Source organism: Streptomyces sp. CB01635 (genome assembly GCF_002803065.1).
Classification (GTDB): Bacteria; Actinomycetota; Actinomycetes; order Streptomycetales; family Streptomycetaceae; genus Streptomyces.
The window spans coordinates 556,109-575,999 of record NZ_NNBL01000001.1 but is presented as its reverse complement, the minus strand read 5'-3'; the positions used below and the strand labels follow the sequence as shown (position 1 = coordinate 575,999).

Sequence of the window (19,891 nt, the reverse complement as noted above, 5' to 3'; positions counted from 1 at the left end):
CGTGCAGCATGCACGTCGAGTTGCGCCGGAAGGTGGATACCGTGATGCAGTGAGCAACGACATCATCGCGGCGTGGGACCGCGTTGAATCCTGGTTGAAGGTCGGCGCACCGAACTCTTACGCGTCGCTGCGCCCACCTGCCACACCGGAGCAACTCGCGGCAGCGCAGGCCCGGATGGGGATCAGCTGGCCGGGAGAACTGGCGGCGCTGTGGCTGCTGCATGACGGTGCCGAGGCGTTCGAGGTGGATGGTGATGAGGAAGGCGAGGTGAATCCCGCGAAATCCTGGTCGGCTGTACCTTCCTGCCGCTGGACGAGTGCGCCCGAGTGCACGCCCCGCGCAGCGACAGCGAAACCGGCACTGTCGGCTTCGCCAGGTGGGTGCCGGTAACAGGCGCCGACGACGACTACGCGGGAGAAATGGTGCTGGTGGGCGGCCCCGACGCAGGCCGTGTCGGCCGCTGGTCCTCCAGTGACAGCAGCTGCCTGCACCACGAGTACGCCAGTTTCAGCACTTACCTGGACGCGGTCGCGGATGCGCTGGAATCGGGTACGGGACCGCTCGCGTGCCGCAACAGGGTCGTGCCGGGCGTGGCGCTGGGAAGCCTGGTGTGGCAGGACCCGCAGGCGGTGTCCGCTGTGGAAGCCGAATGGGTACCTGTCCACCGGAGCCGATGACGTGACGATGCCCCGCCACCCTGCGAGAGGGTGACGAAGCACCGTTGCTGCCGGGTCAGCGAGTTGTCCGGTGGCCTCAAGAGGCCGGTTCTGTCTGCTACTTCATCTCGCAGACGACGACGTCCTTGGAGGGGTCGCAGCCCTCGAAGTGGTCGTTCCCCGGGTTGAGGACGTACGGGTCGTCGTGCAGCAGGCGCCACTTGCGGGGGAACCCGTTGCCGCCCATCCGGCTCATCGCCTGGGTGTTGACGTTGTTGGACATCGACGACCGGCCGCAAACACGGGGTAACTCACGTGGCAGGAGCCAGAGTTGACGGACATTGAGGAGACAGTTCACGGTTGCCTGGCGGACCCGCCGAAGTCCTGGGACCGCCCCCTGTGGGGTTCTCCGGACCCGGCTGTCTGCGCGTTTGCTGTGCCTGGTGCCGGGTACGTTTTTGCCCCCCTGAAGGAGGGCGCCATCGCGGGGCAGGCGGCACAGCCTGCTGGTGGCGGCGAAGGTGCGCAGCTCGCCGTGTTCGCGGCCGGCGCTACGGCGTCGTCGTCGACACCACGTACACGAAGGGCTTCGCCGGGTTCTCCCGGTTCACCACGATGTCCAGGGTCGGCTCGGGATTCTTCTGCTTGTGGGTGAGGCCCCGGTACGGGCCGGGGCCGTCGAAGGCCCAGCCGACGACCTTCTGGTTGCGCGGGCTGATGGGGACCTCGTCCTTCTGCAGCTTGGACGAGCTGGTCCCGATGGTCTTCAGGAACTTGTCGAGGCCCGAGTCCGTGGTGCGGAAGCGGACGTAGAGGCGACTCGTCCTGAGGTTGTTCGTCTCGTAGTACGCGACGCCCTTGGCGGAGGAGACCGGTATCGGTACCTGGTACAGCCGGCGCTGGACCTTGGACGGCCAGCCGATGGTGAGGCCTGTCGCGGAGTACTTGGCTTCCTTGTCCTTGCCGCTGTTCCGGCTCTGGTTCGCGGAGATCACCAGATAGCCTGCAGGCACGCCGATGAGCAGCACGATCGTGAGCAGCGTCAGCGCGCGGCGGCGGATGACCCTCCGGCGGTTTCCAGGGGGGCGCTGCCCTTCGTCGGGGGACGAGGGCTGGCGTGGCACGGTCATTACTTGGGTCCCTGGGTCTCGCCGGCGGCGCTCGCCGGGCTTTGCGGGCCGAGGCCGAAGCCCTTGCCCTGGTGGTAACGCTCGTAGCGCTCGTACCGTTCCACGCGCCTGCGCTTGGCGCGGCGGAAGCGGCGGGCGACGAGCCGTGCGAGGTCCGCGGCGCCGACCATACCGGCCTCGGGGCCGAGCTGGGCGCGGGCGATGCGAGCCTCGGGGCGGTAGCCGCGGCCGGTGAGCTGGCGCCTGAAGGCGTCGCGGGCCGGGCCGATCAGCAGGTCGTCGGCCGCGGAGACGCCGCCGCCGATGACGAAGCAGGACGGGTCGAGGGCGGCCGCGAGGTTCGCGATGCCGACGCCGAGCCACTGGCCGATGTCCTGGAGCAGCTCGATGCACATGGCGTCGCCCTCACGGGCGAGCTCGGTGATGAGCGGGCCTGTGATGTCGGAGACGTTGCCCTTGACGCGCTCGATGAGCCCGTACGCGACCGGGGAGTCCGCGGCGGCGAGCTCGCGGGCCTCGCGCACGAGGGCGTTGCCGGAGCTGTACTGCTCCCAGCAGCCGCGGTTGCCGCACGGGCAGCGGTGACCGCCGGGGACGACCTGCATGTGGCCGAACTCACCGGCGACTCCGAACTTGCCTCGCTTGACCTGGCCGTCCTCCAGGATCGCGCCACCGATGCCGGTGCCCAGCGTGATCATGACCAAGTGGTCCTCGCCACGGCCCGCCCCGAAGCGCCACTCGGCCCAGGCGGCCGTGTTCGCGTCGTTGTCGACGAGTACGGGGACGGAGAGGCGGCTGGAGATCCGGTCCCGGAGGGGCTCGTTACGCCACGACAGGTGGGGCGCGAACAGGATGCGGTTGCGGTCCGCGTCGACCCAGCCGGCCGCGCCGATGCCGACGGCGTGCACGTCGTGCCGGTCGGAGAGGTCGAGCACCAGCTCCGTGATCGTGTCCTCGACGACCTTGGGGCTCTTGGACTTGTCCGGAGTCTCCGTGCGCAGGGTCTCCAGGATGTTGCCGTCGGCGTCGACGACGCCCGCCATCACCTTCGTACCGCCGATGTCGATACCGACGGTCGGGACGCGCGGCGCCGTCAGGTGGGAACGGCGCTCACGCGTGCCGACGGTCCGCAGGACGGTGGCTCGTGCGGAGCCGCGGTGGGCGAGGTCGCGGTAGGTGCTCATCGCGCCGATTGTGCCATTTCGCTGCCGCGGGGGCGTATCCGAGCGGTGCCGGTCACTCTTGGTGGGCGTGGCGCTACCGCGGGTCCGTTTCCGGCCGCGGGTTGTTTTTGGCCGGTCGCGCCCCGCGGCGGAGCCGCGAAGTGTCACAGCCCCGCGCCCCTACGGGCGCCCGGCCTACGGAGCGCCCTGTCCTACGGAGCCTCCCGGCCCTCCAGCTCGTGGCGCAAGTCGTCCAGCTCGCTGCCGCCTGCCATTTGGCGGGTCAGTTCGTCGAGGGTGATCTCGTCGCGGGCGTAGCTGCCGAACATCGCGCCCCTCTTCAGGAGGACGAAGCGGTTGCCTACGAGGTACGCGTGATGCGGGTTGTGCGTGATCAAGACCACGCCGAGGCCCGCGTCCCGCGCGGCGGCGACGTACTTCAGGACGACGCCGGACTGCTTGACGCCGAGGGCGGCGGTCGGCTCGTCGAGTACGAGGACCTTGGCGCCGAAGTAGACGGCGCGGGCGATCGCCACGCACTGGCGTTCACCGCCCGAGAGGGTGCCGATGGGCTGGTCGACGTCGCGCAGGTCGATGCCCATGCGGAGCAGCTCCGCGTGGGTCGTCCTGCGCATCAGGTCGACGTCCAGCCGCTTGAAGGGCCCGGAGCCCTTCGTCGGCTCGGAGCCGAGGAAGAAGTTCCGCCAGACCGGCATCAGCGGGACGACGGCGAGGTCCTGGTAGACCGTGGCGATACCGCGGTCGAGGGACTCGCGCGGATTGGCGAGCCGGGTCTCCTCGCCCTCGATGCTGAAGGAGCCGGAGTCGTGCCTGTGCAGACCCGCGATGATCTTGATGAGGGTCGACTTGCCCGCGCCGTTGTCGCCGAGGACACAGGAGATCTCGCCCGCGTGCACGACGAGGGAGACGTCTTCCAGGGCCCGGATGTTGCCGTAGTACTTACTGACGCCATCGAGCTCGACGAGCGCCGTACGCTCTGCGGTCTCGGTCATTTCGTCGCCTCCGCGCGCTTGCGGACCCACGCGTTGAGCAGGGTCGCGAGGAGCAGCATCGCCCCGAGGAAGAACTTGAACCAGTCCGGGTTCCACTCGGCGAACACGATGCCCTTGCTCGTCATGCCGAAGATCAGGGCGCCGATGGCCGCGCCGACCGCGGAGCCGTAGCCGCCGGTGATCAGACAGCCGCCGATGACGGCCGCGATGATGTAGATCAGCTCGTTGCCGACGCCCTCGCCGGACTGCACGACCTCGAACGAGAACAGCAGGTGCTGTCCCGAGATCCAGGCGCCGAAGGCGACACCCATGTAGAGGCCGATCTTGGTCTTGTTGACCGGGACACCGACGGCGCGGGCCGCGTCCTCGCCGCCGCCGACCGCGTAGATCCAGTTGCCGACGCGGGTGCGCAGCAGGATCCAGGTGGCGACGACGATCAGGGCGAGCCACCACAGGATGGTGATCTTGAAGTCGACGCCGCCGACGGTGAGCGTGGAGGCGAAGACGTCCTTCGCGGAGGAGAAGCCCTCCATGTCGGAGATCGACTTGGTGGAGACGGTGCCGCTGATCAGCTTGGTGAAGCCGAGGTTCATGCCGGTCAGCATCAGGAACGTGCCGAGCGTGATGATGAAGCTCGGTGGGTCCGTGCGGGTCAGCATGACGCCGTTGAACACGCCGATGGCGAGCGTGAACAGGAGCGAGACGCCCACACCGACCCAGACGTTGGCCGTCATCTGGTAGCTGAACATCGACGAGATCAGCGCGGACGTGGTGACCATGACACCGGCGGAGAGGTCGAACTCGCCGCCGATCATCAGCAGGGCCACGGGTACGGCCATGATGCCGATCGTCGACGACGCGTACAGGACCGTGGCGAGGCTGGAGGCCCGCAGGAAGCTGTCCGCGAAGATCGCGAAGAAGAGGAAGACGGCGATGGCGCCGACGACCGAGCCGAGTTCGGGCCGGCCCATGAGCTTGCGCAGCGGTGACGTCTTCAGGAGCCGCTCGTCCGTCAGCGGCGGGGTTCCTGGTGCGGCGGCGCTCATCGTGTCCCCCGGTTCGTGTACTCCTCGAGCTTGGCCGCCTGGTCCTTGGTGATGATCTGCGGTCCGGTGAGGACCGGCTTGCCGCCCCCGAGGACGTCCGCGTTGTAGCGGTAGAGCCACAGCAGGTCCACGGCCTCGTACCCCTGCAGGTAGGGCTGCTGGTCGACGGCGAAGCCGAGGGTGCCGTCCTTCAGGCCGCCGGCGACCTTCTCGTTGAGGTCGAAGGTGTCGATCTCGGCCTTGCTGCCCGCGTCCTGCTTGGCCTTCACGGCGGTGGCGGCGAAGGGCGCGCCGAGCGTGACGACGGAGTCGATGGACTTGTCGGCCTGGAGCTTGGCGCCGATGGAGGACTGGACGTCGGGCATGTTGGTGCCCTCGACGTACAGGTTCTGCATCTGGCCCTTGAAGGTCTCCTTGGCGCCGGCGCAGCGCTGCTCGTGGCCGACGTTGCCCTGCTCGTGCAGGATGCACAGGGCCTTCTTGCGGCCGCGCTTGTTCAGCTCCTCGCCGACGGCCCGGCCCGCGATCGTCTCGTCCTGCCCGATGTGCGTGAGCGCGCCGAACTTCTTGGACTCCTCGGAGCCGGAGTTCACGGTGATCACGGGGATGCCGGCCTTCTCGGCGCGGGCGACGGCGGCCTTCATGGCGTCGGGCTTCGCGAGCGTGACGATCAGGCCGTCGACCTTCTTGTCCACGGCCGCGTCGACGAGCTGGGCCTGCTGCTGCGCCTCGTCGCTGTGCGAGTACAGGAAGTTGATGTTGTCCTTGATCGCGGCCTGCTTCGCACCGCTCTGGACGATGTCCCAGAAGGTGTCGCCGTCGCCTGAATGGGTCACCATCGCGACAGTCCAGCGCGGGGTGTTCACCGCGGCCTTGCCCTGGGCCGAGGCCGCCTTCCTGGCGTCCTCCGCCCGCTTGCCGCCGGTGCTGCTGCACCCCGCGAGGGTGAGACCGACTGCCCCTGCGAGGGCGATGCTCACCCAGCTCCGAAACCGTGCCACGAGGCCGTGCCCTTCTTGCTGTGCTACCTGATACACCGGGGCCGGCGGACCGGCCCCGGGGGGCACTTCTTCCGCCCCGGACGCCTCAGTATCCCCGACCGCATCTCTCCGCCGCCGTGCAGGTCCCGGGGGACGCGCCGGGCTTCCGGCCGGGGGGCCGGGGGCTGTCCCCCGGGCGGACACAGCAGGCACCGGGATCATGCATCCGTTCACCGGGTACCGCGCGCGGTGTACTTCTCGAGCTTCGGCACGTCCTTCTCGGTCACGATCGCGGGGCCTGTCAGGACCGGCTTTCCGCCGCCGATGACGTTGGCGTTGGTGCGGTAGAGCCACAGTTCGTCGACGGCGAGATAGCCCTGCAGGTAGGGCTGCTGGTCGACCGCGAAGCCCACGTCCTTGGCCTTGAGGCTTTTCACCACGGCCGCGTTCAGGTCGAAGGTGTCCACCTCCGCCTCGCTGCCCGCGTCCTGCTTGGCCTTGACGGCGACGGCAGCGGTGGGGGCGCCGAGCGCGACGACCGCGTCGATGTCCTTGGCCGCCTGGAGCTTGGCCTCGATGGACGACTGGGACGCGGGGGCGTTGGTGCCCTCGACGTTGAGGTTCTCGACGGTGCCCTTGAAGGTCTTCTTGACGCCGGCGCAGCGCTGCTCCAGGGAGACGTTGCCCTGTTCGTGGATGACGCAGAGCGCCTTCTTCCTGCCCCGCGCGTTGAGTTCGCTGCCGACGGCCTCGCCGGCCACGGACTCGTCCTGCCCGATGTGGGTGAGCGCGCCGAACCGCTGCGAGAACTCGCCGCCGGAGTTGATCGTGACGACCGGGATCCCGGCGTCCCTCGCCTTGGCGAGCACGGCCTTCATGGCCTCGGGCTTGGCCAGGGTGACGACGATCCCGTCGACCTTCTTGTCGATCGCCGACTGGACCAGCTCGGCCTGGCCCTTGGCCTCTTTGTCGTTCGAGTAGAGGAACTGGACGTTGTCCTTGGCGGCGGCCTGCTTGGCGCCGCTCTGGACGATGTCCCAGAAGGTGTCGCCCTCACCGGAGTGCGTGACCATCGCGATCTTCAGGCGGGGCGTGCCGGCCGACTTGCCGCCTCCTGAGTCGTCGGCCTTGTCCTCGGAGGTCTTGCCTCCGGAGCTGCTGCATCCGGCCGCGAGTGCGACGACCGCAATGAGGGTTGCTGCCGTGCGGGCTGTGCGCATGGTGTGCCACCTCTCTCCTCGCCGCCCGTGTGCGGCTGGAGGAGTTCTAGCGGTGGGTACCCGGCACCGTCAATGACTTTGTCATAACATTCTTACGGCCGTACGAGGAGCTGGAACTCGAAGGAGTAGCGGGACGCCCGGTATGTGTGCGACCCGAACTCGACGGGTCGGCCGGTGTCGTCGAACGTGGTGCGCTGCATTGTCAGGAGCGGGGCGCCCGCGGGCTCGGCGAGCCGCTCGCCCTCCCCGGCCGTGGCGGCGCGGGCGCCGACGGACTGGCGGGCGCTGTGCAGGGTTATCCCCGCGGCGCGCATCAGCCGGTAGAGCCCGGTCGCCTCCAGCCGCTCCGTGTCGAGCGGGAGCAGCCCGGTGGGCAGGTGGTTGCAGAGGTACGCGACCGGGTCGCCGTGGGTCAGCCGCAGCCGCTCGACCCGGTGCACCTCGTCGCCCTCCGCCACCCCGAGCGCGGCCGCGACCTCGGCGGACGCGGGCACGAGGGTGTTGGCCAGAACGCGCGTCTCGGGCTTCTGGCCCGCCGCCTCCAGGTCGTCGTAGAGGCTGCTGAGCTCCAGGGGACGCTTGACCTGGCTGTGGACGACCTGGGTGCCGACGCCCCGGCGGCGGACGAGGAGGCCCTTGTCGACGAGGGACTGAATGGCCTGGCGCACGGTGGGCCGGGACAGACCGAGCCGGCCCGCGAGCTCGATCTCGTTGCCGAGCAGGCTGCCGGGGGTCAGGGAGCCGCGCTCGATCGCCGCCTCCAGCTGCTGGGAGAGCTGGAAATAGAGCGGGACCGGACTGCTGCGGTCCACGCTGAGCTGGAGCGACACGGTCGGGTCGACTACTGGTTTGGCCACGGGCCGAGCGTAGTCGCAAGGAATGTTGACGGGAAGTCGTGAAGTTCGGTTGTCAGGACAAACCGTTGACAGCGGGTTCCCCGGGCGGCACCTTGACTGCATGCGCATCGGACTCATCGGGACGGGCCGTATCGGCACCTTTCACGCAGCTGTTCTGGAGCGGTACCGCGAGGTCGGCTCGCTCGTCGTCACGGACGCGGACCCGGAGCGGGCCGTCGCGCTCGCGGACCGGATCGGCGCGACCGCGGCGCCCACGGTGGACGAGATCTTCTCCTGGGGCGTGGACGCGGTGGTCATCACGGCGGCGACGTCCGCGCACGGCGACCTGATCGGGCGGGCGGCGCGGGCCGGGCTCCCGGTGTTCTGCGAGAAGCCCATCGCCCTCGACCTGCCGGGCACGCTGGCCGCGCTCGACGAGGTGGAGCGGGCCGGGACCGTGCTCCAGCTGGGCTTCCAGCGCCGCTTCGACGCGGGGTACACGGCGGCGCGCGAGGCGGTGCGCTCGGGCCGCCTCGGCCGGCTGCACACCGTACGCGCCATGACGAGCGACCCGGCGCCGCCGCCGGCCGCCTATCTGCCGCTCTCCGGCGGGCTCTACCGGGACTGCCTGGTCCATGACTTCGACATCCTGCGCTGGGTGACCGGCCGCGAGGTGACGGAGGTGTACGCGACCGGGTCCGACGCCGGGCCCGCGATGTTCCGCGAGGCCGGGGATGTCGACACGGCGGCCGCCGTTCTCACGCTGGACGACGGCGCGCTGGTCACGGCGACGGCGACGCGCTGCAACGGCGCGGGCTACGACGTACGCATGGAACTCTCCGGCGAGCGGGACACAGTCGTCGTCGGCCTCGACGACCGCACGCCCTTCGCCTCCACCGAGCCCAAGGGCCCCTCGGCCGCGACCAAGCCCTGGCCCGGCTTCCTGGAACGCTTCGCCCCCGCGTACGAGGCGGAGCTCGTCGCGTTCGTCGACGTGGTGCGCGGCGAACGCGAGAACCCGTGCGACGGCCGCGAGGCACTGCACGCGCTGCGGATCGCGGAGGCCTGCGAACTGTCGCGTCGGGAGCGGCGGTTGGTCCGGATGGAGGAGATTCCGGGGGGCTGATTCTCCGGCCTTGTACGCGCGCCGCTCAGCCTGTGCGACCGATCAGTCCTGCGTGACCGACAGGATCGTGCCCTGGGCGAGGGCGCACAGTTTCTCCGTGCCCTCCTCGTCCGCCGTCGACAGGTCACAGCGGACGACGGCCTGGCGTCGGCCGCGGTGCATGACCTGGGCGCGGGCGATCAGGGTGCGGCCCGTCGCGGGGCGGACGTACTGGATGGAGAAGCCGCCGGTGAGCACCGCCGCGCCCAGGACCGCGCCGCCCGCGAACGTCAGCGCGTTGTCGGCCGCGTAGGAGAGCACCCCGCCGTGCAGGAACCCGTTCTGCTGGTGCAGCTCGGGTCTGATGTCGACCTCGATCGTGGCCACTCCGTCGCCGAACTCGGTGAGCCGGGCGCCCACGAGACGGGTGAACGGCTGGGCGTCCAGGAGCTTCACGGCCAGGGCGAAGTCGAGTTCGTGGGGGCTGTCGCTGTCGCGGGGTGCGGTCATGGAGGTCTCCGGGCGGCTCGGCGGGTCCGTCGGGTACGGCCGCCCGGTCGCGCCGGGCGGTGGCGTCATGTCACTCACCACCGGACCGGCAGGCTGCGGACACCCCTTATCAGCATGCCGGGCAGCCAGTCGTCGGCCGGGCCGTCGAGCGCGAGCGCGGGGGCGCGGTCCAGGAGCGAGCGCAGGGCGATCTGGCCTTCGAGGCGGGCCAGGGGTGCGCCGAGGCAGTGGTGAAGGCCGTGCCCGAAGGCGATGTGGCCCCGGGCGTCGCGCCGGATGTCGAAGCGGCCCGGCTCGGGGAAGCGGTCCGCGTCATGGTCGGCGGCAGCGAGGCCCACGAGGACGGGGGAGCCGCCGGGGATGACCGTGCCGCCGATCTCGGTGTCCTCGACCGTGAAGCGGTACGTCGCGTTCTCCACGGGGCCCTCGTAACGCAGCATCTCCTCGACGGCGCCGTCGAGCAGGGTCATGTCGGCGCGCAGCGCTGCGAGTTGATCGGGGTGGGTCAGCAGGGCCCGTACGCCGCCCGCGATCAGGTTCACCGTCGTCTCGTGGCCCGCGATGAGGAGGATGAAGGCCATGGCGCGCAGCTCGTCGGGCGAGAGCCGGTCGCCGTCCTCCGCGGTCGTGCGGATCAGGGCGCTGAGCAGGTCGTCGGCGGGGGCCGAAGCCTGCTTGTCCTCGATCAGGTCACGCAGGTACGCGGCGAGTTCCGCGAACACCGCGTACTCGGCGTCGCGGTCGGTCGGCGCCACCACCTCGTTCGACATGCGCCGGAAGTCGGCGCGGTCGATGTCGGGCACGCCGAGGAGCTCGCAGATGACCGTGAGCGGCAGTGGGAAGGCGAACGACTCGACGAGGTCGGCGCGGCCGTGCGGGAGCATCGCGTCGAGGAGGTCGTCGGTGATGCGCTGGATGCGCGGGCGCAGGGATTCGACGCGGCGCGCGGTGAAGGCGCGGGTGACGAGGGAGCGCAGCCGCGTGTGGTGCGGCGGGTCGGTGATCAGCAGATGGGCGCCGATCAGCTCTTCGTCGAGGCCGGAGAAGCCCAGCTTGGCGGGGGACTTGACCAGACGCGGGTCGGTGAGCGCGGCGCGCGCCTCCTCGTGCCCGACGATCAGCCACGCCTCTCCGTCGTCGGCGGGCTTCGGCAGCCGCACCCGGTGCACCGGGCCCCGGGCGCGCAGCTCCTCGTAAACGGGATACGGGTCGGCCGTGAAGCCCGCGTACTCGCCCAGATCGATCAGTTCCCCCATGGCACCGCCCCTCACGTCGGTCAGGCGTCAATCCCTGCTGAATCTAACTCGCGCCACTGACAATCGGTTCCCGTGACGTGATCGACGCGCCGCCCTCGGCCAGGAAACGCGCGAGCGGCAGGGTCGCCGCGCCGACTGTGACCGCGTCGGGTCCGAGGCGCCCGAGTTCGATGGTGGTCTGCGCGTACGGGTGGCGCAGGGCGTACGCGGCGGCCGCCCGCCGGACCGGTTCGAGGAGCCGGGAGCCCAGGAGCAGCCCGGCCCAGCCGCCGACGACGATGCGCTCGGGGTTGAAGAGATTGACGAGGTCGGCGATGCCCGCGCCGAGGAACTCGGCTGTCTCGTCGAGTAGTTCAGCGGCTTCGGGGGCGGCGAGGAGTTCGGCGAGCGCCCCCTCCTCGTCGGCCGAGGTCGGGTGGCCGCCGCTCTCCCGCCACCGTTCGAGCAGCGCCTCGGCGCCCACGTACGCCTCCAGGCAGCCGCGCGCCCCGCACCGGCAACGGCGTCCGCCGACCTGGAGCGTGGTGTGGCCCCACTCCCCCGCGCTGCCGGACGAGCCCTGGTAGGGGACGCCGTCGGCGATGACGCAGGCGCCGACGCCGGAGCCGATGAGGGTGACGACGGCGTTGCGGGCGCCGCGGCCCGCGCCGAACCACATCTCGGCGAGGCCGAGCGTCTTGGCGCCGTTGTCGACGAACAGGGGCAGTTCGGGCGGGAGTTCACCGCAGTCTCGCAGCATTGCCTCGAGGGGGACGGCGTCCCAGCCGATGGCCTGGCCGTGCACGACGGCTCCGACGGCGCCGCCCGCGCCGGAGGCGTCGACGATGCCGGGCACGCCGATGCCGACGCCGATGAGGGCGTCCGGTGCGACCTTCGCCTCGGCGAGCACCTGCGCGAGGCCGGCCGCGACGATCCGTACGACGTCCCGCGCGTCATGGTGTCCGTCGGGCAACGGGGCGTCCACGCGCGCGAGTTCGTTCAGGGTGAAGTCGAAGAGCTCCACGCGTACGCGTGTCTCGCCGATGTCGACGCCGGCGAGGTGGCCGCAGTGCGGGGCGACGCGCAGGAGCGTGCGCGGCCTGCCGCCGTCGGAGTCGACCGATCCTGCTTCCTCCAGGAGGCCGTCGGCGACGAGCTCGGAGACGACATTGCTGATCGACCCCGAGCTGAGTGCGGTGAGCGGGCCCAACTCCTGTCGGCTGAGCGGCCCGTCGAAGTAGAGCTTGCGCAGCACCGTGGCGCGGTTGTTGCGTCTGAGGTCACGCACCGTGCGCCGGCGTGGTCCGGCCATCGTCATCCTCCCCCGTGCGGCGGACCCTGAGCGCCGTTCGCCCGCGCCCGGATCACGCTGTGAATTTACCCGTGCCGCTGGGGTCAGTCGTCGAGGAGTCCCGCGTCGTGGGTCAGGAGGGCGATCTGGACGCGGTTGTTCAGGCCGAGCTTCGCGAGGATGCGGGAGACGTGCGCCTTGACGGTCGCGACGCTCATGTAGAGCTCGGCGGCGATCTCCGCGTTGGACGCGCCGCGGCCCACAGAGACGGCCACCTCCCTTTCGCGGTCGGCCAGTTCGGCGAGACGCTCACGCGCGCGTGCTCTGCGGTCCTGCTGCGGGTCGGGGTCGGTGGCCCGCGTGATGAGCTGCCGGGTCACGGTCGGCGACAGGACGGGCGCTCCGGAGGCGACCCGGCGGACCGCCTCGACGATCTCGGCGGGCGCGGTGTCCTTGAGGACGAAACCCGAGGCCCCGGCGCGCAGCGCCCGCAGTACCTGTTCGTCGGCGTGGAACGTGGTGAGGACGATGACCTCGGGTGCGTCGGGCCGCGCCCGCAGCGCCTCGGTCGCGGCGAGACCGTCCACGTCCGGCATGCGGATGTCCATGAGGACGACGTCGGGCCGGGTCTCGGCGACAAGGGCGGGGACCTCCGAGCCGTCGCCCGCCTGGCCGACGATCTCGATGTCGGGCGCGCCCCCGAGCATGAAGGAGAGGCCCGCGCGCACCAGCGGGTCGTCGTCGACGAGGAGCACCCTGATCGGTTCCACCGAATTCACCCAGTCCCGCCTTCCCGCCGTCGTACCGCGGCCGTCACCGTCCCCGGGGGCCACCGTAGCGAGCCGGTGATCACGTGGTCCAGGTGTGCCGGCCGCGGGCGAGGGTCACCCGGGCCACGGCAGCCAGGCCTCGATCGCGAAGCCCCCGTCGTCGGCGGCGCCGTGGCCGAGGCTGCCGCCGGCCAGGGTGGCGCGTTCCGTGAGGCCGATCAGGCCCTGGCCCGAGCCGGGCACGTGCGGGACCTCGCCCGGGGGCGGCGGGTTGCGGACCGAGACGGTGACCCCGTCTCCCGGAGCGCCGGTCACGAGGACCTCGACCTCGGCGCCGGGGGCGTGCTTGCGGGCGTTGGTCAGGCCTTCCTGGACGATGCGGTAGGCGGTGCGGCCGACGGACGCGGGGACGGCGTCCGGGGCGGTGACCTGGTGGTCGAGGACGATCTTCATGCCCGCCTCGCGGGACTCGGCGACCAGGGCGTCGAGTCCGGCCAGCGTCGGCTGTGGCCGCCCCGACTCCTCGCCGTGGTCGTCGGCCCGCAGGACGCCGATGATCTCGCGCAGGTCCTGGAGCGCCTCGTGGGCGCTCTCGCGGATGACGCCGGCCGCCCGGGCGACCTCCTGCCGGGGTGCGTCGGGCCGGAACTCCAGGGCGCCCGCGTGCACGCTGAGCAGGGTGAGCCGGTGGGCGAGCACGTCGTGCATCTCGCGGGCGATGGCCTCACGGGCGAGGCGCTGCGCCTGCTCGGCCCGCAGTCCGGCCTCGGTCTCGGCGCGCCTCGCCCGGTCGCGCAGCGACAGCAGGAGCTGGCGCCGGGAGCGTACGAACATGCCCCAGCCGACGACGGTGACGGTGAGGACGATCGTGAAGGTGACGGAGAGGACGTACGGCGAGTCCGGGTCCGGCCGGATCCAGAAGAAGAACGGGATCAGCGCGCACGAGGCGCCGGCGACCCAGGCGACGTACCTGAAGGGGCGGTGCACGGCGAGGGTGAAGATGGCGACCATGGTGGCGCCGCCCGCGCTGTTCGACACCATGCTGACCGCCGCCAGCGCGATGGCCAGGCCCAGGGGCCACCTCCTGCGCAGCCACACGGCGGCGCAGGCGAGCGCGCCGAGCCACTGGTCGAGGGCGGCGAGGCCGTCGGAGGTGTTCGGGTCGTTCGTGACGGAGTGGGCGCCGAGCAGGCCGATGCCCACGGCGACGAGGAAACAGGTGAAGTCGACGACCCAGTCACGCAGGGTGCGGCGCCTGCGGCCGGGGCGGCCGTCGGGGTCCAGGTCGAGCTCGTCGGCGACGGCCGAGGGCAGCATCCTGCGCCGCCACCGGTACCGCTCCCCCGGTGGGGTCGTCCCTGTCAGCTCCTGAACCTCCATGGTCGACAAATCTACGCACCCGTGGCGCCCGGGACCGCCTCGTGGAGCGGACCGTGGACGAAAGTCGCGGCGGCCGGTACTTCGGTAGGCGCGTCCCGCCGTAAGTCGCGTCTTGTGGCGGGACGCGCCTCGCCCCGCGGCCGATGTGCGTGGGAGGTCCGCGGGGCGAGGTTGTCACCTATGAAGAAGGTTCTGGAGTTCATCGGCGCGATCGCGCTCATTCAGGGCGCGGTCGGCCTGCTGCACGAGTTCACCGGGTGGCTGAGCTGGGGCGTCATCCAGCATCTCGGCTTCCTCGACGGCTACGAGGTGTACGGGAGCATCACGCTGATCGTGCTCGCGTTCGCCCTGTTCGCCGCGTCGGAGAGCCTCAAGAGCTGACGGCGCCGGTCACCGGGGGCGTTCAGCAGCCGTGGTCGACGAGGTCGAACGTCGCGTAGTGATCGCCGGTGTAGTAGTCCTCCTGGGACTGCTCACCGGTCACGATGCGGCGGGCGCCGCGGGTCGGGGAGCCGGGGGTGATGACCGTGTACTCGTGGTAGTAGCCGGTGGACTGCGAGGGCAGGACTCCCTCCCGGTTCTGGAAGACGGTGCCGTCCTGGTCGTACGGGTAGGGGCCGCCCTGCTCGATGAGGTCGAGCGTGTCGTGGGCCTGGGAGGGCAGCGCCGAGTAGCAGATGTCGCCGACGGCTGTCACGGAGTACGTGACGGGGGCCGGGGCCGCGGTGGCCGAGCCGGCGAGGACGGGGCCGCCGATGAGCAGGGCGGCGGCGAGGGCAGTGACGCTGGCGATTCGTGGGGGGATTCGCATGGCCCCTAGTGTGACGCGCGTAGAGCATGACGTGTCAACGTCAAGTCAGGGGAGTTTTCCGGAAGTTAACCAATCGGAGGCGCCGCTTCAGGCGCGTCCGGGGCGCATTCAGGGCCCGTTCAAGGTGCGGCTCAGGCGGTGGCGCGGCGCCCCCACGCCGTCCCTGCCAGCACGAACACGGCCCCCAACAGGCCCAGCGGTCCCAGGCGTTCGCCGCCGACGGCGATGCCGGCCGCCGCGGCCCACAGCGGCTCGGTGCCAAGAAGCAGGCTCACCTGGGACGGTGACGTCCGGTGGACCGCCCACATCTGCACGAAGAAGGCGAAGAGCGTACAGAAGACGGACAGGAAGGCGAGCCCCGCCCACGCGCGCGGCCCGAACTCCGCGGCCGCCTCCCACGGCGCGGCGCCCGTCCCCGGCACCCCGCACAGGAGCGCGAACACCGCTACAGACGCGCCCAGTTGGACCGTCGTCAGGGGCAGCGCGTCCGCGCCCCGCACGGACTTCATCCGGGCCATGGCGAGGACGTGGACGGTGCGGGCGAGTGCCGCGAGCAGCATCAGGAGGTCGCCGGCGGACGGGGCCGTGAAGCCGCCGCTCTGGGTGAGCAGGACGACGCCGGCGACGGAGACGGCGGCCGCGGCGAGGAAGGTGCGGGACGGCCTGGTCAGCGTCACCACGGCCTCGGCGAGGGGCGTGAAGATCATGGTGAGGCTGATGATGAGGCCCGCGTTCGTCGCCGAGGTGTGGACGACGCCGTAGGTCTCCAGGAGGAAGATCCCGCTGAGGATCAGCCCGAGGAGTCCCGCCCCGCGCCACTGCGCGGCGCTCAGCCCGCGCAGCGCGCCCCGCCCGGCCACGGCGAGCGCCGGCAAGGCGGCGCCGAACCGGAGCACGAGGACCGCGAGGACGGTGGTCTGTGTGGTGATGCCCTTGGCCGCGAGATAGCTGGCTCCCCAGACGACGGCCACAAGGAGAACGGGCAGGTCGGTGAGCCAGGCGCGGCGGGGCGCGGTGACGGTGAGCGTGGTCAAGGTGCGGTCTCCGGCGGCGTACGGCGGCGTGGAGACGACGGCGGCTCGCACGGGGGCGGGCTCACGGTACCGGCGGCAAGATCATCAGGGCCACCGCTTTCCGCCCACCGGACCCGCCGGGCAACTCGCCGCCGCGGGCGGGGCATCGGTGTCCGTTTGCCGCCAGCATCGGCGGTCGCCCGTCCATTTACTTGAAGTCATAACAACCGATGGCTTCAGGAGGACCCATGAACGGCAAGGCAGCACTCGTCACCGGTGGCAGCCGCGGAATCGGCGCGGCGACCGCTCTGCGGCTGGCCCGTGAGGGCGCGGATGTGGCGGTCACCTACGTGAACGGCAAGGAGGCGGCCGAGGAGGTCGTGCGCCGCGTCGAGGCACTGGGCCGGCGCGGTCTCGCACTGCGCGCCGACTCGGCGGACCCGCACGAGGCGGCGGGGGCGGTGGATCAGGCGGCGGACGCGTTCGGCGGGCTCGACGTGCTGGTGAACAACGTGGGCGTGGGGCTGCTCGGGCCGCTGGAGGGCTTCTCGCTCGCCGAGATCGACCACGCGCTCGCGGTGAACGTGCGCGGTGTCCTGCTGGCGTCGCAGGCGGCCGCGACGCGGCTGTCCGACGGCGGCAGGATCGTCACCGTCGGCACCTGCATGGCGAAGCGCGTACCGGGCCCCGGCGGGACCGTGTACGCGACGACCAAGGCGGCCCTGATCGGCCTGACGAAGGCGCTGGCACGCGAGTTGGGCGGCCGCGGCATCACCGCGAACATCGTCCACCCGGGCCCCATCGACACGGACATGAACCCGGCGGACGGACCGTACGCCTCGGGCCAGACCGTGTCCGTCGCGCTGGACCGGTTCGGCACGGCCGACGAGGTGGCGTCGATGGTCGCCTATCTCGCGGGCCCCGAGGCCACGTATGTCACAGGCGCGGAGTTCGCCGTGGACGGCGGGCACGCGGCGTGACGTATGCGCGCGGGGGCGTACCGGTGCTGTCAGGCCGGTACGCCCCCGCGCGGGTCCGGGTCCTGGGTCAGCCGCCGAGCTCCTGATGACGGGCCGTCAGGCGGGCCGTGCCCTCGTCCGTCAGCGAGCCGAACAGGCGCAGGCGGGAGATGCCGCCGTCCGGGTAGATGTCCACGCGCGCGTGGGTGCCGACCGCAGGGGCGTCGAGGACGAAGCGGTGGTTGGTGTCGGGCTGGAGGCGGGTGCGGGGCAGGACCTCCACCCACTCGCCGTCGTCGCCGTCGCGTACAGAAACCGACGCCCAGCCCGCCGAGTTGCCCTTGAGGTAGGCGGTGTCGATCTCCAGGGCGCGGATCTGCGACTGGGCGGCCAGGCCGTAGCTGATCCAGTCGTTGCCCTGGTCGCGGCGGCGGCGGGTCTCCCAGCCGTCGTCCATCTTGCGGGAGCGGCCCGGCTGGATGGTGTTGCTCGCGGGCGAGTAGAAGAGGTTGGAGGCGTCCTCGGCGCGACCGCCGTTCTCCAGGGCGACGACGTCGAACGTGCCGAGCGTGGCGAGCCACTTGGGGTCGGGCACGACCTCGCCGTGGACCCGCAGGCGGGCGATGCCGCCGTCGGGGTGCTGGTTGACACGCAGGTGCGTGAAGCGCTGCTCCACGTCGACGGCGAAGCCGTTGGCCGCGTGGCCGCCGACCGCCGTGCGCGGTACGAGCGTCGTCCACTTGACGTCGCCCGACAGGAGCTCCTCCGGGGTGGGCGCGCCCTCGACGGACGCGGCCTCTACGGAGACGGCCTGCGGGTAGTTGCCGCGGAAGTGGGCGGTGTCGACGATGATGCCGCGGATCACGCCGGGGGCGCCGAGCCGGACGAGCGCCCAGTCGTGGTCCTCGGCGGTCGGCCACGGGTGGTCCGCGCCGGTGCCGCGGCGACGGCGGGTCTCCCAGCCGTCCATGATCTTGCCCTTGTGGCCGAAGTGCTCGGGGTCGAACTCGGCGCGCTCGGGCACGAGGAGGTTCTCGCGCTGGGCGAAGAACTCGTCGTTGGCGGCGATGACACCGGCGCCGAGCTGCCGCGCGGCGAGGTCGGCGTACTGCGTGAACGGGAAGTCGGCGGTGCGGTAGTCGGCGTACGGGTCTCCGCCGCCGTAGGGGTTCGCGTCGCCGGTGAAGCTGGGAATCGCCGTCACAGTGATCAGTTGTTCCTTTCGAGGAGCTTGCCGGCGGGAGCGGTGAACTCGCCTTCGGCGACGATGCGCTCACCGCGCAGCCAGGTCGACTTCACGACGCCGTGCAGCGTCTTGCCCGCGTAGGCGGTGACGCGGTTGCGGTGCTGCAGTTCGGCCGGGTCGACGGTGAAGGTCTCCTCGGGGGCGAGGACCGCGAAGTCGGCGTCGCGGCCGGCGGCGATGGCGCCCTTACGGTCGTCGAGGCCGACCAGCTCCGAGGTGCGCGAGGACATCCAGCGCACCACGTCGTCGAGGGAGTGGCCACGCCCACGGGCCTCGGTCCAGATGGCGGAGAGGCTCAGCTGGAGGCCGGAGATGCCGCCCCACGCGGTGGCGAAGTCGTCGGTCTTCAGGTCGGCGGTCGACGGCGAGTGATCGGTGACGACGCAGTCGATGGTGCCGTCGGCGAGCGCCTGCCACAGCAGGTCCTGGTTCGCGGCCTCGCGAATGGGCGGGCAGCACTTGAACTCGCTTGCTCCGTCCGGGACTTCCTCCGCGGTGAGCGTGAGGTAGTGCGGGCACGTCTCGACGGTGAGCTTGACGCCCTCGGCCTTGGCCTCGGCGATCAGCGGCAGCGCGTCGGAGGAGGAGAGGTGCAGGATGTGGACGCGGGCGCCGATCCGCTTGGCGGTGTCGATGAGCCCCCTGATCGCGACGTCCTCGGAGATCCGCGGCCGGGTCGCGAGGTAGTCGTCGTACTTCGGGCCGCTGTTGTGCGGGGCGACGTCCAGCTCGTGCGGGTCCTCGGCGTGCACGATGAGCAGGCCGCCGAACCCGGCGATCTCGGCCATGGAGGCGGTGAGCTGGTCACCGTTCAGGTGCGGGAACTCGTCCACGCCGGACGGCGAGAGGAAGCACTTGAAGCCGAAGACCCCGGCGTCGTGCAGCGGACGCAGGTCCTTGACGTTGTCGGGCAGCGCGCCGCCCCAGAAGCCGACGTCGATGTGCGCCTTGGCGGCGGCGACGTCCTGCTTGGTGCGCAGGTTGGCCGCCGTCGTCGTCGGCGGCAGCGAGTTGAGCGGCATGTCGACGATCGTGGTGATGCCGCCGGCCGCCGCGGCGCGGGTGGCCGTCCAGAAGCCCTCCCACTCCGTGCGCCCCGGGTCGTTCACGTGGACATGGGTGTCCACGAGTCCGGGCATGAGGACATCGTCACCGAAGTCCTCGAGCCGGGCGCCTGCCGGTACGTCCGCGTCGTGCGGAAGGACGGCGGCGATCTTTCCCCCGGCGACGGCGACCGACGCGGGCCGCGTGCCTTCGGGGGTGATGACGCGGGTCGAGCGCAGCACCAGTTCGACGTCGGACACCCGAGCCCCTCTCAGTAAATTCAACGTTCTGTTGAAGGAGTTTTCACTCCAGTCCAGGGTCCGTCAAGAGCCGCCCCGTAAGGGACGACGCCATCCTGGACGTTTCCACAAAGTGGAATTAGAATTCCGTAAGCCAGAACGTAGCTATCTACGACGACACCGTCAAGAGACCACAGGTATGGCCCGGCGACACCCGGACAAAGGCCCCCTGACCGGCCGGAA

The 19,891-nt window shown here is 71.0% G+C and carries 22 protein-coding genes; 5 read left to right on the top strand and 17 right to left on the bottom strand.

What is annotated here, in order from left to right:
- The first annotated feature begins 49 nt into the window (after positions 1-49).
- Both CG723_RS46030 and CG723_RS02420 read left to right on the top strand, forming a co-directional pair.
- Positions 50-391, top strand: a complete 342-nt coding sequence (locus tag CG723_RS46030) for a hypothetical protein (protein WP_159032372.1) — start codon at positions 50-52, stop codon at positions 389-391.
- A 29-nt stretch (positions 392-420) separates the two neighbouring features.
- On the top strand, positions 421-678 hold the full coding sequence (locus CG723_RS02420; protein ID WP_159032371.1) for a hypothetical protein: 258 nt from the start codon (positions 421-423) through the stop codon (positions 676-678).
- Positions 679-775: 97 nt separating this feature from the next.
- Here the strand turns inward: CG723_RS02420 and CG723_RS46025 are convergent, their stop codons facing one another.
- The 8 genes from CG723_RS46025 to CG723_RS02385 all read right to left on the bottom strand — a co-directional run bounded on the left by CG723_RS46025 (position 776) and on the right by CG723_RS02385 (position 8,039).
- Complete coding sequence (locus CG723_RS46025) at positions 776-940, bottom strand: hypothetical protein (protein WP_159032370.1); 165 nt, start codon at positions 938-940, stop codon at positions 776-778.
- Positions 941-1,208: 268 nt separating this feature from the next.
- The gene (locus CG723_RS02415) at positions 1,209-1,787 is read right to left on the bottom strand and encodes a sugar kinase (protein ID WP_100591470.1); all 579 of its coding nucleotides are present in this window, start codon (positions 1,785-1,787) and stop codon (positions 1,209-1,211) included.
- Positions 1,787-2,971, bottom strand: coding sequence for an ROK family glucokinase (locus CG723_RS02410; protein WP_234374096.1), 1,185 nt, complete (start codon positions 2,969-2,971; stop codon positions 1,787-1,789). The genes CG723_RS02415 and CG723_RS02410 overlap by 1 nt, the downstream gene beginning before the upstream one ends.
- Positions 2,972-3,162: 191 nt before the next feature.
- Positions 3,163-3,963, bottom strand: coding sequence for an ATP-binding cassette domain-containing protein (locus CG723_RS02405; protein WP_100591469.1), 801 nt, complete (start codon positions 3,961-3,963; stop codon positions 3,163-3,165).
- Positions 3,960-5,009, bottom strand: coding sequence for an ABC transporter permease (locus tag CG723_RS02400; RefSeq protein ID WP_100591468.1), 1,050 nt, complete (start codon positions 5,007-5,009; stop codon positions 3,960-3,962). The genes CG723_RS02405 and CG723_RS02400 overlap by 4 nt, the downstream gene beginning before the upstream one ends.
- Positions 5,006-6,010, bottom strand: a complete 1,005-nt coding sequence (locus tag CG723_RS02395) for a sugar ABC transporter substrate-binding protein (RefSeq protein WP_100591467.1) — start codon at positions 6,008-6,010, stop codon at positions 5,006-5,008. The genes CG723_RS02400 and CG723_RS02395 overlap by 4 nt, the downstream gene beginning before the upstream one ends.
- A gap of 209 nt (positions 6,011-6,219) precedes the next feature.
- Positions 6,220-7,209 carry a sugar ABC transporter substrate-binding protein gene (locus tag CG723_RS02390; protein ID WP_100591466.1) on the bottom strand — a complete coding sequence of 330 codons (990 nt, stop codon included), beginning with the start codon at positions 7,207-7,209 and terminating at the stop codon, positions 6,220-6,222.
- 92 nt (positions 7,210-7,301) lie between these two features.
- Complete coding sequence (locus CG723_RS02385) at positions 7,302-8,039, bottom strand: GntR family transcriptional regulator (protein WP_100591465.1); 738 nt, start codon at positions 8,037-8,039, stop codon at positions 7,302-7,304.
- A gap of 127 nt (positions 8,040-8,166) precedes the next feature.
- Here CG723_RS02385 and CG723_RS02380 point away from each other — a divergent pair, with 127 nt between their 5' ends.
- Complete coding sequence (locus tag CG723_RS02380; protein WP_100591464.1) at positions 8,167-9,171, top strand: Gfo/Idh/MocA family protein; 1,005 nt, start codon at positions 8,167-8,169, stop codon at positions 9,169-9,171.
- Positions 9,172-9,213: 42 nt separating this feature from the next.
- On the opposite strand, the gene CG723_RS02375 is transcribed toward CG723_RS02380, so the two are convergent.
- The 5 genes from CG723_RS02375 to CG723_RS02355 form a co-directional block, all read right to left on the bottom strand.
- Positions 9,214-9,660, bottom strand: coding sequence for a PaaI family thioesterase (locus CG723_RS02375; protein ID WP_100591463.1), 447 nt, complete (start codon positions 9,658-9,660; stop codon positions 9,214-9,216).
- A gap of 74 nt (positions 9,661-9,734) precedes the next feature.
- Complete coding sequence (locus CG723_RS02370) at positions 9,735-10,916, bottom strand: cytochrome P450 family protein (RefSeq protein WP_100591462.1); 1,182 nt, start codon at positions 10,914-10,916, stop codon at positions 9,735-9,737.
- A gap of 43 nt (positions 10,917-10,959) precedes the next feature.
- Positions 10,960-12,207, bottom strand: a complete 1,248-nt coding sequence (locus CG723_RS02365; protein WP_100591461.1) for an ROK family transcriptional regulator — start codon at positions 12,205-12,207, stop codon at positions 10,960-10,962.
- An 83-nt stretch (positions 12,208-12,290) separates the two neighbouring features.
- Complete coding sequence (locus CG723_RS02360) at positions 12,291-12,956, bottom strand: response regulator transcription factor (protein WP_267893680.1); 666 nt, start codon at positions 12,954-12,956, stop codon at positions 12,291-12,293.
- A 114-nt stretch (positions 12,957-13,070) separates the two neighbouring features.
- Positions 13,071-14,336, bottom strand: a complete 1,266-nt coding sequence (locus tag CG723_RS02355; protein WP_100591460.1) for a sensor histidine kinase — start codon at positions 14,334-14,336, stop codon at positions 13,071-13,073.
- A 180-nt stretch (positions 14,337-14,516) separates the two neighbouring features.
- Between CG723_RS02355 and CG723_RS02350 the strand changes: the two genes are divergently transcribed.
- The gene (locus CG723_RS02350; protein WP_100591459.1) at positions 14,517-14,717 is read left to right on the top strand and encodes a hypothetical protein; all 201 of its coding nucleotides are present in this window, start codon (positions 14,517-14,519) and stop codon (positions 14,715-14,717) included.
- A gap of 22 nt (positions 14,718-14,739) precedes the next feature.
- On the opposite strand, the gene CG723_RS02345 is transcribed toward CG723_RS02350, so the two are convergent.
- Together CG723_RS02345 and CG723_RS02340 are read right to left on the bottom strand one after the other, a co-directional pair.
- Positions 14,740-15,147 (bottom strand): ribonuclease domain-containing protein, encoded by a 408-nt coding sequence (locus CG723_RS02345; protein WP_100591458.1) that lies wholly within the window; start codon positions 15,145-15,147, stop codon positions 14,740-14,742.
- Between the two features lie 131 nt (positions 15,148-15,278).
- On the bottom strand, positions 15,279-16,181 hold the full coding sequence (locus CG723_RS02340; protein WP_100591794.1) for a DMT family transporter: 903 nt from the start codon (positions 16,179-16,181) through the stop codon (positions 15,279-15,281).
- A gap of 227 nt (positions 16,182-16,408) precedes the next feature.
- On the opposite strand from CG723_RS02340, the gene CG723_RS02335 reads away from it, so the two are divergent.
- A complete protein-coding gene (locus CG723_RS02335) occupies positions 16,409-17,140 on the top strand; it encodes an SDR family oxidoreductase (RefSeq protein ID WP_199841629.1) in 732 nt (243 codons plus the stop codon).
- 67 nt (positions 17,141-17,207) lie between these two features.
- On the opposite strand, the gene alc is transcribed toward CG723_RS02335, so the two are convergent.
- On the bottom strand, positions 17,208-18,323 hold the full coding sequence (gene alc, locus CG723_RS02330) for an allantoicase (protein ID WP_100591456.1): 1,116 nt from the start codon (positions 18,321-18,323) through the stop codon (positions 17,208-17,210).
- 5 nt (positions 18,324-18,328) lie between these two features.
- Positions 18,329-19,669: an allantoinase AllB gene (allB, locus tag CG723_RS02325; protein WP_100591455.1), complete on the bottom strand. Its 1,341-nt coding sequence runs from the start codon at positions 19,667-19,669 to the stop codon at positions 18,329-18,331.
- Positions 19,670-19,891 lie beyond the last annotated feature (222 nt).

Coding starts and splice junctions, on each gene's coding strand:
- CG723_RS02420 (WP_159032371.1), top strand. CDS start 421: ATGGTGCTGGTGGGCGGCCCCGACGCAGGCCGTGTCGGCCGCTGGTCC.
- CG723_RS46025 (WP_159032370.1), bottom strand. CDS start 940: ATGTCCAACAACGTCAACACCCAGGCGATGAGCCGGATGGGCGGCAAC.
- CG723_RS02415 (WP_100591470.1), bottom strand. CDS start 1,787: ATGACCGTGCCACGCCAGCCCTCGTCCCCCGACGAAGGGCAGCGCCCC.
- CG723_RS02410 (WP_234374096.1), bottom strand. CDS start 2,971: ATGAGCACCTACCGCGACCTCGCCCACCGCGGCTCCGCACGAGCCACC.
- CG723_RS02405 (WP_100591469.1), bottom strand. CDS start 3,963: ATGACCGAGACCGCAGAGCGTACGGCGCTCGTCGAGCTCGATGGCGTC.
- CG723_RS02400 (WP_100591468.1), bottom strand. CDS start 5,009: ATGAGCGCCGCCGCACCAGGAACCCCGCCGCTGACGGACGAGCGGCTC.
- CG723_RS02390 (WP_100591466.1), bottom strand. CDS start 7,209: ATGCGCACAGCCCGCACGGCAGCAACCCTCATTGCGGTCGTCGCACTC.
- CG723_RS02380 (WP_100591464.1), top strand. CDS start 8,167: ATGCGCATCGGACTCATCGGGACGGGCCGTATCGGCACCTTTCACGCA.
- CG723_RS02375 (WP_100591463.1), bottom strand. CDS start 9,660: ATGACCGCACCCCGCGACAGCGACAGCCCCCACGAACTCGACTTCGCC.
- CG723_RS02370 (WP_100591462.1), bottom strand. CDS start 10,916: ATGGGGGAACTGATCGATCTGGGCGAGTACGCGGGCTTCACGGCCGAC.
- CG723_RS02365 (WP_100591461.1), bottom strand. CDS start 12,207: ATGGCCGGACCACGCCGGCGCACGGTGCGTGACCTCAGACGCAACAAC.
- CG723_RS02355 (WP_100591460.1), bottom strand. CDS start 14,336: ATGGAGGTTCAGGAGCTGACAGGGACGACCCCACCGGGGGAGCGGTAC.
- CG723_RS02350 (WP_100591459.1), top strand. CDS start 14,517: ATGAAGAAGGTTCTGGAGTTCATCGGCGCGATCGCGCTCATTCAGGGC.
- CG723_RS02345 (WP_100591458.1), bottom strand. CDS start 15,147: ATGCGAATCCCCCCACGAATCGCCAGCGTCACTGCCCTCGCCGCCGCC.
- CG723_RS02335 (WP_199841629.1), top strand. CDS start 16,409: ATGAACGGCAAGGCAGCACTCGTCACCGGTGGCAGCCGCGGAATCGGC.